Origin of the sequence: Dolichospermum sp. DET69 (assembly GCA_017355425.1) — a bacterium.
Taxonomy (GTDB): Bacteria; Cyanobacteriota; Cyanobacteriia; order Cyanobacteriales; family Nostocaceae; genus Dolichospermum.
Map to the genome: position 1 here is coordinate 392,660 of CP070233.1, position 14,014 is coordinate 406,673.

Here is a 14,014-nt window from a genome sequence, read left to right on the forward strand (position 1 = left end):
GTAAAATTCTAGTAATTTTATAGACATTGTCATTCATGGTAAATTGCCTATAAAATAAAACTATATTCTCAAGAGTCGAAAACATCTGAATGTTGGGTGAGAGTCCTTTTGGGGTGCGAAGTCGGTAAACAATCCGAATCTATAGGAACTAAAAAGTAAATCACATCAGATCGAGATAATCAATCAGAGAATAAAATGCAAAAAACCATAAAAGTAATCCCTAATGATAAAATCTGATGGGATAAAGGGGATTGTAGTTTCTCCAGTAAAGGTAACACTTTCAAAGTAAAAGATATTTGTCTATATTTTTTACAACTATGATATGATTAGTAGTTCTCTAAAACAGTGCTGGGTGAAGAGAGTAGAGACAAAACTCAGCACACCTACACAACTCAGCACTAAAAGAACTCTAGTTTATGGCATTGCCAATTGTTGCAATTATCGGTCGCCCAAATGTGGGCAAATCTACCTTTGTAAATCGTCTAGCCGGAGATCAAACGGCGATAGTCCACGATGAACCAGGGGTAACACGCGATCGCACTTACCGTCCAGCTTTTTGGAATGATCGGGAATTTGTGGTGGTAGACACAGGTGGCTTAGTTTTTAACGATGACACTGAATTTCTCCCCATGATTCGCCAACAGGCTTTAACGGCTCTTTCAGAAGCCTGTGCTGCTATTTTTGTAGTGGATGGACAAGCTGGTTTGATGCCCGCAGATGAAGAAATTTCTGAATGGTTACGTCAACAACCGTTACCTGTACTACTGGCTGTGAATAAATGTGAATCTCCAGATCAAGGAGCCATTCAAGCCGCTGAATTTTGGGAATTAGGACTAGGTGAACCTTTCCCCCTTTCCGCTATTCATGGTAGTGGTACAGGAGAAATTCTGGATGAGTTAATGAATCACATTCCTCTGACAGTAGAACCAGAGGAAAATAAGGAAATTAAAGTTGCCATTATTGGTAGACCAAATGTCGGCAAATCCAGCTTATTAAATGCTTTTGTTGGTGAAGATAGAGCTATTGTCAGTCCTATTTCGGGAACAACCAGAGATACAATTGATTCAATAGTTGAACGAGGTGGGCAAACCTACAGGTTAATTGATACTGCTGGTATTCGCAAAAAGAAACATATAGAATACGGTACGGAATTTTTCAGTATTAACCGCGCTTTTAAAGCTATTCGTCGTTCTGATGTGGTTTTATTGGTGATTGATGCCGTAGATGGCGTAACTGAACAAGATCAAAAATTAGCAGGGCGCATCTTAGAAGAAGGTCGCGCTTGTGTTGTCGTTGTTAATAAATGGGATGCTGTTGAGAAAGACTCTTACACGATCTATGATCATGAAAAAGAGTTAGAGACACGTTTACATTTTACTGAATGGGCAGATACCATTTATGTAAGTGCTGTTACGGGACAACGGGTAGAAAAGATTTTAGAATTGGTAAATACAGCGGCTGAGGCACACAAACGCCGTGTGAGTACATCAGTAATTAATGAAGTTCTGGAAGATGCTATCAGTTGGCATTCACCACCGACTTCACGGGGTGGTCGTCAGGGTAAAATATACTATGGTACTCAGGTGAGTAGTCAACCTCCTTCCATAGCTCTGTTTGTGAATGACAATACCCGTTTCAATGACAATTATCGCCGCTACATTGAACGCCAATTCCGGAAGCAGTTGGGCTTTCAAGGTACACCCATTCGGCTATTTTGGCGCAGTAAGAAAGTTAGAGAAATGGAAATTGGCGGTCCGAATCGAGCTACTCGTGTAAAATAGAAAACGTAAGAATTCAGGAGTCACCGAGTCAGGAGTCAGGAGTCACCGAGTCAGAATATTTGTATTTATTTAGGCAAAAACTACTGACAACTGACAACTGACAACTGACCAATGACAACTGACAAATGACTATATATGGACTTATTGCGATCGCTCCCTCTCGGACTTTACTTAGAAGAACCGCAAACTTGGTTACACAAACTCGATCCGCGAGTGAAGTTAATTTGGTTATTGAGCTTTCTAAGTAGCTATATTGTCGCTAATAACTATTGGCGGGTATTACTGGTATTACTGCTAATTACCTTTACTGTATTTGCCAAAATTCCTCTGAGAGTGTGGCGACAACAAATGGGCTGGTTGTTGATACTATCATTTATGGTCTTAGTCATCGGCTCAATTAGTCCTGATGGATTAGGTGTAAGTTATCAATCCCGCTTACCTGCAAATGAACAAATCCTCACTCAACCAATACCTGATAAAAATACCCAAGTTACCCCAGAAATAGCAGACAGTAATAAAAAATATAGTTATGTGCTATTTCAGAAAGGATTTGTGAAAATAAATCGCCGTTCTTTGGATTTAGCAATTAGTTTGAGTACAATAGTTTTTACATTAATCTACAGCACTAATTTATATTTACTCACAACCGCACCGGAAGAAATCACTTCTGGTTTGGAAAGTTTAATGCAGCCTTTGCGAAGGTTCAATATTCCCGTCACAGAAATTACCCTGACTCTAACTTTATCTTTGCGGTTTATTCCCCTGGTTTTAGAAGAAATTCAAAATCTAGTTCGTTCCGTGATGACTAGGGCAATTAATTGGAAAAAGCTCGGATTAAAAGGAGGAGCAAAAGTTTGGTTAATCGTGACTGAAAGGTTATTAGAAAATCTGCTTTTGCGGGCAGAACAAATGGCAAATGCGATGATAGTAAGGGGTTTTACCAGTCCCAATGAGCATCGAGTTAGATGGCAAGAGTTAAAATTAAAAATAGGTGATTGGTTAGCGATCGCAATTTTAATAGTATTTTGGGGAATTAGGATAGCTTTCGGCGCTGATATTACAGCGTAACATCAGCCTAACCTCAAACTCAGATCCCCGACTGCTTAGAGAAGTCGGGGATCTTATAATTATTTTTTAGTGCTGAAAACGGTAGTAAACATCATCAACATTCCCCCTGCCAAAATAATGATGGCTAATCCCCCAGTCACTAAATCTAAAGTATTATTGTCTATGTTCATATTATTCATGCTCATCTAAATCATCCATTATGAATAATAATACACAACTACAAATTATTCTTTCTGAATCAATTATTGCCACCGTCTTACCTGCAATAGCCCAACTTGACTTACCTAATTGGTGGTTGGCTGGGGGTGCAGTCAGAAATACAGTTTGGCGTTCTCTTTTTGGGCAAGAATGTAATTTATTTATCAAAGACTTTGATATTGCTTTCTTTGATGATGCCGGAAATCGTGATCAAGAATTATTTGCTAAGTCTACTCTGAAAACACAGTTTCCTGAACAGGCGTTTGATGTCAAAAATCAAGCCAGTTTTGGGCATTGGCGGCCGGGAAAAATGACCTATAATAGTACGGAAGATGGGATTCAAAATTGGTTACATACGGCGACTGCTGTAGCAGTTCGCATGACTAAACAAGGAGAATGGCAATTTTTTACTCCCTACGGTCTAGGTCAGTAACCCAGCCCTAAAGGGACTGAGCTTGTAAGAGAAATTAAACAAGCTGTACTGACCAGTCTAAGTTTTAACTGACTACGTTTTTAGAGTCACGACACCCACCGGATGCGTAGCTAGTCCCATGCTCTGTCGCTTGCGGTTAAACAGTTCTAAGGTCAATGGAACAGTGTTGCAAGCATAACAAGCTCTTAAAACATTGACGAAGCTAACTTTACCCGTTCGCGGAGGGACTTTAATGTCCAAAGTATTTTTAATTGACACAAACAAAAAGCCATTAAATCCAATTCATCCAGCACAAGCAAGACAATTACTAAGAAATAAAAAAGCAGCCATTTTTAGACGATTTCCATTTGTTTTAATCCTTAAAGAATCATGCCAAGATCCTATAATTTCACCATTGAGATTAAAAATTGATCCTGGCGCAGAAACAACAGGAATTGCACTAGTCAATGACACTACTGGCGAGGTTGTATTCGCAGCCGAATTAAAGCATAGAGGCTTTGCAATTCGAAATTCTTTAATATCGAGAAGACAATTAAGACGTAGTAGGAGAAGCCGAAAAACAAGATATCGTCAATCAAGGTTCTTAAATAGAACCCGTCCAAAAGACTGGTTGCCACCAAGCTTACAAAGTCGCATTGAAAATATCAAAACTTGGGTTAATAAGTTACAGCGATTTGCACCTATTATTGCAATTAGCCAAGAACTTGTACGTTTCGATATGCAATTAATGCAAAATCCCGATATTCAAGGAAAAGAATATCAGCAAGGCACATTGTCTGGCTACGAAGCAAGGGAATATTTACTAGAAAAATGGGATAGACAGTGTGCTTACTGCGGAGCTAAGGATGTGCCATTGCAGGTTGAACATATTCATCCACGCGCAAAAGGTGGCACTAATTCAATTACAAATTTGACATTAAGCTGTGAAAAATGCAATGTCAAAAAAGGGACTAAAGATATCAAAGATTTTCTTAAAAAAGACACCAACAGACTAGAAAAAATCTTGAAACAAGCCAAAAGACCATTAGCCGATGCAGCAGCAGTTAATACAACTAGATTTGCGTTGCTCGAAGCTTTGAAAGCCACTGGCTTGCCAGTAGAAACTGGCTCTGGAGGGTTAACAAAATTCAATAGAAGTCAACAGAATATTGATAAAACACATTGGCTAGATGCAGCCTGTGTCGGCAAATCAACGCCCAAACTAATAATCAAAAATATCAAACCGTTACTGATAACTGCCAATGGGCATGGTAGTAGACAATCATGTCGTACAGATAAATATGGCTTTCCAAAACGCTATGTTCCTAGATTCAAATTTGTTCAAGGGTTTCAAACTGGGGATATTGTCAAAGCTATTGTCAAAACAGGCAAGAAAATTGGTAAGTATCTAGGGAGAGTCGCTGTCAGAACTACAGGAAGTTTCAATATTTCTACTAAGAACAAGTTAGTTCAAGGCATCGGGCATAAAAACTGTATTTGTGTCCATAAAAAAGACGGCTATAGTTACTCAAATTAAAAAGATTCAATGCCTTTATTACCGCTCGTGTCGTTTCCCTCTCAGCACGCTTTGTGACTGAGTTTCCCACTTGCCGGAAGTTCTTATGATTTATTTAACGGGATTATTCAACCAACACCAGTACATATTAATAATCCAGATGCTGATGAAAAAGCAGCCAGTTTTTTGCAAAAATGTCCTTGTTTACGATCGCTAAAAGATGAATAAAGATTTATGAACTCCCAACCAGAAGAAGATTTGCAACGTCGTCTCCAAAATCTAGCAGCAAAAATCAAATCTGCTCGTGTTAATGCTCCTCAACCAGAAGCACAGATACCTGCAACCAGGTTTTCTCAATGGAATTTATATCTAGAACGATCCAGAAATTGGTTTAATAGTTTATCAATAATTAAAAAGCTGGCAGTTACAGGTATAGTCATGCTGTTAACTGTTTGGGTGCTGCAAACAGTATTTGCTCTAGTTGCTGCTGTCATTAGTCTGGCGGTTTTGGCAGGGTTAGTGTATGTTGGATACAAATTTTTTATTGCTAATGGACAAGCAAAATAAGCAATAGCATATTTTAATCATGCCAACAGTGGCGAAAAAAAAATCACAGGTAATTATTTAATGGCGAATCCAATGATCGGCAAAAGTAGTAGTCAGTCTAGCCGCTCCAAAGAACCGAAAAAAGCCAAAATTACGCCATTAGCAACCAGGCGTTTTGTGGCTTGGACGGTGGAAATAACACTCTTTGTTGCCAGTGGGTTAGTTCCTTATGCTTTGGGCGTATATGTAAATTCTCGTAGTGATCTCCGGCGAGTTCCTCTTAATCCTGTGTTAGTAATCACAGAAAAAGCGATCGCCAGACCCTTAGCATTACCTGTCAGTTATGGTATTCGCAACGTTGCTTGGCCGACGAATATCTTGTGGACATTAGCCCTATTATTACCCACAGGACTCTCTGCGTGGCAATTGTATTTATTAGGTAAAACTGGTAGTACCATCCCCAAACGTTGGTTTGGTGTGCGAGTAGTTAACGCAGCCGGAACAGCCCCAGGTTTAGGCACAGTGATAGTTAGAGAAGGATTAGGGCGTTGGACTGTACCAATTTCCGCAGCTTATTTGCTCTGGCGTTACAGCTTTGTTTTCCCCAACTTAGCTCTGTTTACATCTTTGACGATGTTAATGATTCTAGCAGAATCAAAGGGCTGGCCTGTGCAAAAGCAGCGCCGCTCTTTCCATGATCAACTAGCAGGGACATACACAATAGATGTAACAAGCACTGTTACTCATCCTGGGGAGCAGTCAACAATAAACGAAGTTGATGTAGATAGTGCCTCAACTCAACAATCTAGTCCCAGTCCTTCCCCAAAAAATAACCCTAATCTCAGTCTGTTTTTAGTAGGGATGACTAGCATGATTGCTGTGTTATCAACGTTAATTGGTACACAAATATATATCCAAACCCAAGAAAGCCAACGAAGAAGCGAACAAACTAATAGTGAAAAGTTTATCGAACTAATCAAAGCACTGAATCCTAACAACAGTGCGACTAATGAAGACCGGCAAAGAGCCATTTTAGCTTTGGGTAGTATTGATAATAAGCAATCCATCAAATTATTAATTGACTTACTAGTCAAAGAAACAGACCCCAAAACCCTAGATACCATTCAACAAGCTTTAACTAATACTGGTTTTAAAGCTATCCCTGAATTAAACCGCATGAATCAATTTCTAGCGAGAGAACTAGGATCTATGGGTAAAAGTCCAAATTGGGAAATTAGACAAAATCAGTTAATTCTCACTCAACAGGTAATTAATAAAATTCTGGCTATCTATAGTGGCAAAATTAACAAAATTGATTTGAGCAACGCTCAATTAGGTTCTCAAATATCTAGAGCAAAGCCCTTATTTAACCTGGTATTAAACAACATTGATTTATCAGGAATTGTTTTGAAATCTGCAAATCTCAACCAAGCTAATTTCCAAGGTAGTCGGTTCCGCAGCGTCGGTGAAGATGGACGTTGGGATACTTATGATGATGTCATCGCAGATTTAAATAACACTCAGTTAAAGCAAGCTAACTTAAGTAATGCCAATTTGAGTCGTGTTTCCATGAGTCGTAGTGATTTAAGTCAGGCTAATCTTAACAAAGCCAACTTATCCTACACCCGTTTATTTGCTGCTAATCTCAGCAGTACCCAGTTAGTAGGTACAGATTTAAGCAATGCAATTTTAGAAAATGCCATTCTGACAAATGCAGATTTAAGCAATGCTAATTTAACAGAAGCAAATTTGTATGCTGCTCATTTAGTCCGTGTTTCTGCCATTGGTACACAATTAGCTTACGCAAATTTAACTAAAACTGATTGGCAAGGTGCAGATTTATCTGAATCCTATTTAGATTATGCTAATCTCAGTAATGCCAACTTAAGTGCTACTCGGCTTACTGGTACTAATTTACGCTCTGCTAACTTAGAAAACGCCAATTTGCGAAATGCTGATTTAAGTCGTGCTGATTTACGGGGAGCAAATGTTGCTGGAGCAGATTTTCAAGGCACAATTCTCTTTGTCGGTAAACAAAATCCCGCAGATCAATTTGTGAAAACACCTGATCTTGGTTCACAAAATGCTTCAATCAAAGGAGTAGATTTTAGTAAAGCTAAAAATTTAGATCCTCAACAATTGGCATTTATTTGTACTCAAGGTGGACAGCATTCTCGTTGTCCATAATGGGTATAGTAGGGAACAGGGAACAGGGAACAGGTGACCGAAAAATTTTAGATTTTGGATTTTAGATTTTGGACCCTAGAATTTTCGGTACAGGTTCCCCGCCTCTTCAGGGCGGAATTAATCCAAAATACCCGCTGCGCTGCGTACGCTTCGCTAACGCCAATCTAAAATTCTCAAGCTCCACACTTGAGGGTGGAGTCAATCCAAAATCCAAAATCGCAAATCCAAAATTGGCTTGACAGGTATAGGTTAATGGGGAATTTAGCTTAAATTCACTTAAAATCAGATGGTGTGAGGAGTAAGTAGGGTAATGAAGCATTTTCAATGTTGGCTTGGGGTGATGTCCATGGGAACAGTTTTGAGTTTAGCTGTAAACTCTCAACCAGTACAAGCTCAAGTAGCCTATGGTAGCTATGTTGGTCTTGCTCCTACGGTGGGATTGACAGGTGGTACTCAATTAGGTGGAGTGCTGGCTTTTCGCTACAAGTTACTAAAAACACCTATTTCTTTCCGCGCTCAAGCTTTGATTGGTAAGGGAACAGCCATAGTCCCGACTGTTTCCTATGACCTTCCTCTCAACTGGCAAACTGATGCTTATTTAGGTGCTGGTTTAGTCTTAACTAGTGGTGATACAGCGTCTCCTGTAGGTAATAAAATTAGCTTTGCTTTGCAACCAGGGATTGATTACGTTATTCCTAATAGTAATACTGTGATTTTTGGTAATGCTATTATTGCCTTTGATGCCTATCGAAATAGTGGTGGTACAGCGGTATCTTTACAAGGTGGCGTTGGTTTAAGGTTTTAATTTGTAATTGGTCATGGGTAAGCATTTTTTTTGATTTTTAATTCTGGAAAATATGGTACTAAACCGAGAAAAAGTAGAGTTTTACTTAACAGACCTAGAAACTCCTGTAGGTAAGGTAATTAGTGTAACTATTGCTGTATTGGTTTTAGTATCTTCGGGAATTTTTGTGGCGGAAACCTATGATCTTTCTCAAAATACGCGTTGTGAATTAAGAGGATTAGATGATTGTATATTAATAATTTTTGCGGTGGAATATTTACTCCGCCTATGGAGTACAAAAGATAGAATTAAATATATTCTGAGTTTTTATGCAATTATTGATTTAATGTCAATTTTGCCATCTTTTGTCGGATTAGTAGATATTAGTTTTATTCGATTATTAAGATGGTTTAGAATTTTACGTCTACTGCGATTTATTGACAAAAAGTTTTTAATTGGTAGTATCAGCAATCAAGATGGTGTGATTTTTGCGAGAATATTATTTACTTTATTTGCCATAGTTTTTGTTTTTTCTGGGTTAATTTATCAAGTTGAGCATCCTGTTAATCCAGAGAGTTTTGATACTTTTTTAGATGCTTTTTATTTCTCAGTCGTGACAATGACAACGGTGGGATTTGGTGATGTGACACCAATTTCTGAATTAGGTCGCTTACTAACAGTATTGATGATTTTAACAGGAGTGGCTTTGATTCCTTGGCAGATTGGTGACTTAATTAGACGATTGGTAAAAACTGCAAATCAAGTAGAAACTGTTTGTCAAGGGTGCGGTTTAGCGTTTCATGATACAGATGCCGGATTTTGTAAAAAATGCGGTGAGCAATTAAAAATTAAAGCAGGAATCAGAACGGATAAAACAGATTTATTTATGTTATAAAATGAAGTGCTGAATGTGGGTTAAGACATCAAATCTTGAGAAACAAACGACAATGAGATATGAAAGATAATACAGTTTTTTAGTCCAAACTTAGCAATTAATAAACCACCTAAAATTCCCCCGCATATCAGAGAGATAACCCCAAAAGTACCGTAAACTAAACCAGAAAAATTGGAGTTATTGCAAAACCGTAATATTGAACTAGAAGCAGAAGTTAAAAAACGTACAGGAGAATTACAAGCAAAGACAGAACGGGAACGTTTAGTCAGTGCTATAGCTAACCGGATTCGTACTTCCTTAGACTTAGAAGAAATCCTCAATTCTTTGGCTACCGAGGTAAGGAAAGTATTAACCTGCGATCGCTTTGGTAATTGGCATTGGTTTCTGAGTCACGATACTGTATTTAATCGGGATAGTAACAACCTCCCCAAACAAATTATCGGTGCAGCTTCAGAAATCAGCGAGCGGGTTTACAAAAAATCTTCTTCTATAATCCTTTTGAAAATTCTTCTTGATAAAATTCAAACCTTACTAAATTAACACTAATTTTTATATAAGTAGGTTAGCATTGAAAATTGTCGTTATGGCCAGGCAAGAGGCACTCATGCAAGAGGCAAGAGTGAAGAGGTTTTGGGAGATTTTACTTTTCTTTACATACCTTTAAATTTTTATGTTCACCTACTTATACCTATGCTTCCTAAAATTTTAATTATTGATGATGAACCTAATAATTTTGATGTGATTGAGACCTTATTAGATAATCAAGGTTATGAATTAAGCTATGTTAACAATGCACAACAAGCTCTAGAACTTTTAGATTATTTCCAACCGGATGTAATTTTATTAGATGTGATGATGCCAGAAATGAATGGGATCGAATTTTGTCAAAAATTTAAGTCTAATCCTCATTGGAAACATATTTCCATAATTATGGTGACAGCCCTTGCCAGTAAAGAAGATTTATCCCAATGTTTATTAGCAGGTGCTGATGATTTTATCACTAAACCCATTAATGGATTAGAATTACGTTTGCGGACGCGTTCTATGCTCAGAATTAAACAACAATATGATGCTTTACAAGAAATTTTATATTTACGGGAAGACCTGTCTAATATGATAGTTCATGATTTGCGAAATCCCCTGGCAGCTATCATTATGTCTGCGGAAATTTTACAAGTTGCAGAATATTCACAAGAACGTCAGGAAAAAAAAACCAGTCAAATTATCACTAATGTCCGAAAATTACAATCCATGATTGATAGTTTACTAATCATGGCAAAATTAGATTCGGGTAAGATCACGCTTCAACGTACAGATACTAATATTTTTGATATCTGTTCGGCTGCGATTGCTGATATTGAACTCACCATAACTAAAAAAAATCTAGAACTAATTACTAAACTACCACAATCTGGAATTACAGCCAGTTTAGATCCCCATCTTTTCCGAAGAGTCATTGATAATTTACTTTCTAATGCGATTAAATTCACCCCAGGAAAAAGTCAGATTTCTTTTGTTGCTGATTACACATCATCAGGAAAATTCATTATCCAAATTGCTGATTCAGGTTCAGGTGTAAAACAAGAATTAAGAGAAGTGATTTTTGCCAAATATGAAGTAGGCAATCTTATTACAGGTGCATATCAAATTGGCTTAGGTTTGGCTTTCTGTAAAATGGTTGTCGAAGCTCATGGAGGATGTATTACGGTAGAAGAAAATTATCCAACTGGGGCAATTTTTATAGTTGAAATTTAGTAGGGGCAATCCCCCTGTGGTTGCCCCTCTTGAGGAGTCACTGAGTCAGAACCAAGGAGGAAGAAGGAATTGAGTCAATTTTCTACAGCAGGAGATTCAAAACTCACATCTTCATATACATTTTCTGTGGGACAGCGAAAATCTACACTTGCTAAATGCACATTTTCCCCTTGTCCATAACTATCAAATACCCATTGTCCCTCGGAATTACGCCGGAAAATTTCGACATTTATCCGGGTTTGACTTACTAATACATATTCCTGAAGTGATTCTAAGTGACGATAATCAGCAAATTTATCACCTCTATCAAAAGCTTCTGTGCTGGGAGATAACACTTCAATAATTAAACAGGGATAACGCAAAAAGTTATGAAAAGCCTTATCTTTTTCGTCGCAACTGACTATGACATCAGGATAATAATAGGTGTTAATTGATTCAATGTCTGCTTTAGTATCGGCAATGTAAGCTTGACATCCACTACCACGCAGATGATTTCTCAGCATAGAAGCAATATTGAGGGTAATAATGACATGAGTATTACTAGCCCCTGCCATTGCGTATACTTCTCCGTCTCTGTATTCATGTTTGATAGGGCTGGTTTCCTCCCATTGGAGATATTCTGCGGGGGAAAGATAGTTATAGTTGGGAGTGGCAATCATAGTATTAATTAGGTGGTAATTTGGGGTGTGTTTCTGAGTATTTGGTGACTATGGCAGAAACTTCTGGGTTATAAAGTCGCAGATAATTCCAGTAGTTTCCGAAAACTTGCCGAACATAATTTTTAGTTTCATCAAAGGGAATTTCTTCCACAAATTCATCTGGATCTTTTTTAGGGATGGTTTGCAGCCATTTAGCAACGTTACCAGGTCCGGCATTATAACTAGCGATCGCTAACATGGAATTATTGCCATATTGTTGATGGGTATAATCTAAATACCAAGTCCCTAACATAATGTTATCGTTGGGATTTTCTAGATTGATTTTTTTAAAGTCTACACCGATTTGTGGGGTTATCCATGCTCCTGTACTGGGCATAACCTGCATTAAACCAGTTGCCCCAACGGGGGATTTAATTTTCGCCTGAAAGCGGGATTCTTGCCGCATTAAAGCTGTAACTAATAGGGGATTGAGTTGACGGGAAGTAGACCATTTTTCAATTTCTTTAAAATAAGGAAAAGGATAACGGGCTTGCCAATAAATACTTTGTTGACTTAAAGCTTGATATTCAGCTTTTTCTGCTGGTGTTTCTCTGTTTTCTAATTTAGCAATTTTGTCAATTCCAATCAGATATTCACCCTTTGTCAACCTCATTAATCCTTCGGTAAATTGTTCAGTGACACTGGGCTGATTTTTATTTTTAAATTCTGTTTCCCATTGCAACCAAGCATCACGATCTTGTCCCAGTAAATACAATTCATGGAAAGTCTCAGAACCTGCTGGAGGAACAGGACGTTGGGGAGGGATAATTGTCGGATTCATCACGCGCAGATTGTTAAAATCCCCCACATTTAAACCCAAAATACTCGCAGAACGCCAAGCATAATAAGACTGAGGAAATTCACTAATTACAGACTTATAAGCAGTAATAGCTTCCTGTTGTTTGCCGAGTGTTGTTGCCCATTTGCCTACCCAAAATCCGGCTCTAGGGGCTAAAATACTGGTTTTATTATTAATAGTAATTGGTTGCGCCCATTGCCATGCTCCTAAATAGTCATTGTTTTTAGCTTTAGTTTGGGCAATTTTCCAACGAAATTCCGCAGCTTCATCGGTGCTGCTATATTTACCTAATAATAATTTCCATGTTGTACTAGCTGACTGATTATCTTTAAGAGATTCTAGCAGATTGGCTTTTTTTACTAATGCTTGAGGGGCTTGATCGGGAAATTTATTAATTATTTGATCAAGATAGAGAATAGAATCTTTGCCTTTAGCAATATCAGACAATCTTGATAGGGCTGTACCGGTTTCTTTGGCCGTGGGAAACTTTTGTAGTAGTTGTTTATAAACTGCAATAGCTTGATCTTGTTCTTTATTTAATTGTAATCCTCTGGCGATGCGATAGAGGCTAGTGGCTGTTTTTGGGGCTTGAATATAAGCATTTTTAGCCTTCGTAAATTCATTATTATTCCAGTAAGCTGAACCAATGATTTCCCAATCTGCGGGTTTGAGTTGTGGCTGTTTCACCAACTGATCTAATATCCCCACAATTCCCGGCTCATCAGCGGCGTATTCAGCTAAGATTAATTGTAATTTGGGTTGATTAGGATTGTCTTTTAAGCGTTTGCGGATAATTTCCCAAGTGAGGGGATGAGAGGGAAATTGAGCGATCGCTTGATCAGATAATTTTGGTTGAGCGATCGCATATATAGCCTTAACTACGGCTGCCTCTTTTGCATATTCCTTTAGCACTTTTCGGCGCAAATCGGAAGCTGGCTTATCTTCGCCCAAAATATCATGAGCCTGGGCTTGTTTAAGTAAAATATAAGGTGCTAAAACAGGATAGTCTTTTTCTAGTCCTGTCAATAAACTCAGTGCTTTTTTCCCTTGAGAAGTTTCCACGTAATCACTAGCCAACAGATAACGAGCGCGTTCCCGATCTGGGGAACTACCTGTTTGGGCAATTTCTGTGAGTTTTGTTAATCTTTCTGGTACGGATTGAGACAATAGAGAAAAGACAACTGACTTAAGTTTGGTAGTCTCAGATAGTTTTTCTGGCTTACTCTGACTCATGTTCAGCCATTGACTGAGAGTTTTGCCGGCTTGGGGCGCTGATACCATTGCCCCAGCTAAAAAGGCACATAGTCCAGCACCAGCAAGGAGATAAATTTGTGTTTTCTGTAGTTTTTTAAACATTGATACTCGCTGTTGCCTA

At 38.2% G+C, this 14,014-nt stretch carries 12 protein-coding genes; 10 read left to right on the forward strand and 2 right to left on the reverse strand.

Features of this window, described 5'->3' with window-relative positions:
• The first annotated feature begins 416 nt into the window (after positions 1 to 416).
• The 10 genes from der to EZY12_02125 all read left to right on the forward strand — a co-directional run bounded on the left by der (position 417) and on the right by EZY12_02125 (position 11,142).
• The gene (gene der, locus EZY12_02080) at positions 417 to 1,781 is read left to right on the forward strand and encodes a ribosome biogenesis GTPase Der (GenBank protein ID QSX68516.1); all 1,365 of its coding nucleotides are present in this window, start codon (positions 417 to 419) and stop codon (positions 1,779 to 1,781) included.
• A gap of 135 nt (positions 1,782 to 1,916) precedes the next feature.
• Entirely contained in the window at positions 1,917 to 2,849 is a 933-nt protein-coding gene (locus tag EZY12_02085) for an energy-coupling factor transporter transmembrane protein EcfT (GenBank protein ID QSX68517.1), read from the forward strand.
• Between the two features lie 199 nt (positions 2,850 to 3,048).
• Complete coding sequence (locus EZY12_02090) at positions 3,049 to 3,480, forward strand: nucleotidyltransferase family protein (protein ID QSX68518.1); 432 nt, start codon at positions 3,049 to 3,051, stop codon at positions 3,478 to 3,480.
• A gap of 232 nt (positions 3,481 to 3,712) precedes the next feature.
• Positions 3,713 to 4,996, forward strand: coding sequence for an HNH endonuclease (locus tag EZY12_02095; protein QSX68519.1), 1,284 nt, complete (start codon positions 3,713 to 3,715; stop codon positions 4,994 to 4,996).
• Between the two features lie 213 nt (positions 4,997 to 5,209).
• Positions 5,210 to 5,542, forward strand: a complete 333-nt coding sequence (locus EZY12_02100; protein QSX68520.1) for a hypothetical protein — start codon at positions 5,210 to 5,212, stop codon at positions 5,540 to 5,542.
• A gap of 60 nt (positions 5,543 to 5,602) precedes the next feature.
• Positions 5,603 to 7,708 carry a pentapeptide repeat-containing protein gene (locus EZY12_02105; GenBank protein QSX68521.1) on the forward strand — a complete coding sequence of 702 codons (2,106 nt, stop codon included), beginning with the start codon at positions 5,603 to 5,605 and terminating at the stop codon, positions 7,706 to 7,708.
• A 310-nt stretch (positions 7,709 to 8,018) separates the two neighbouring features.
• A complete protein-coding gene (locus tag EZY12_02110; GenBank protein ID QSX68522.1) occupies positions 8,019 to 8,513 on the forward strand; it encodes a hypothetical protein in 495 nt (164 codons plus the stop codon).
• Positions 8,514 to 8,565: 52 nt separating this feature from the next.
• Positions 8,566 to 9,387, forward strand: a complete 822-nt coding sequence (locus EZY12_02115) for an ion transporter (GenBank protein ID QSX68523.1) — start codon at positions 8,566 to 8,568, stop codon at positions 9,385 to 9,387.
• Between the two features lie 171 nt (positions 9,388 to 9,558).
• On the forward strand, positions 9,559 to 9,927 hold the full coding sequence (locus EZY12_02120; GenBank protein ID QSX68524.1) for a hypothetical protein: 369 nt from the start codon (positions 9,559 to 9,561) through the stop codon (positions 9,925 to 9,927).
• Between the two features lie 150 nt (positions 9,928 to 10,077).
• A complete protein-coding gene (locus tag EZY12_02125; GenBank protein ID QSX68525.1) occupies positions 10,078 to 11,142 on the forward strand; it encodes a hybrid sensor histidine kinase/response regulator in 1,065 nt (354 codons plus the stop codon).
• 74 nt (positions 11,143 to 11,216) lie between these two features.
• Here EZY12_02125 and EZY12_02130 read toward each other — a convergent pair whose 3' ends face one another.
• Positions 11,217 to 11,801 carry a Uma2 family endonuclease gene (locus EZY12_02130; GenBank protein QSX68526.1) on the reverse strand — a complete coding sequence of 195 codons (585 nt, stop codon included), beginning with the start codon at positions 11,799 to 11,801 and terminating at the stop codon, positions 11,217 to 11,219.
• A 4-nt stretch (positions 11,802 to 11,805) separates the two neighbouring features.
• Entirely contained in the window at positions 11,806 to 13,995 is a 2,190-nt protein-coding gene (locus tag EZY12_02135; protein ID QSX68527.1) for a transglycosylase SLT domain-containing protein, read from the reverse strand.
• Positions 13,996 to 14,014 lie beyond the last annotated feature (19 nt).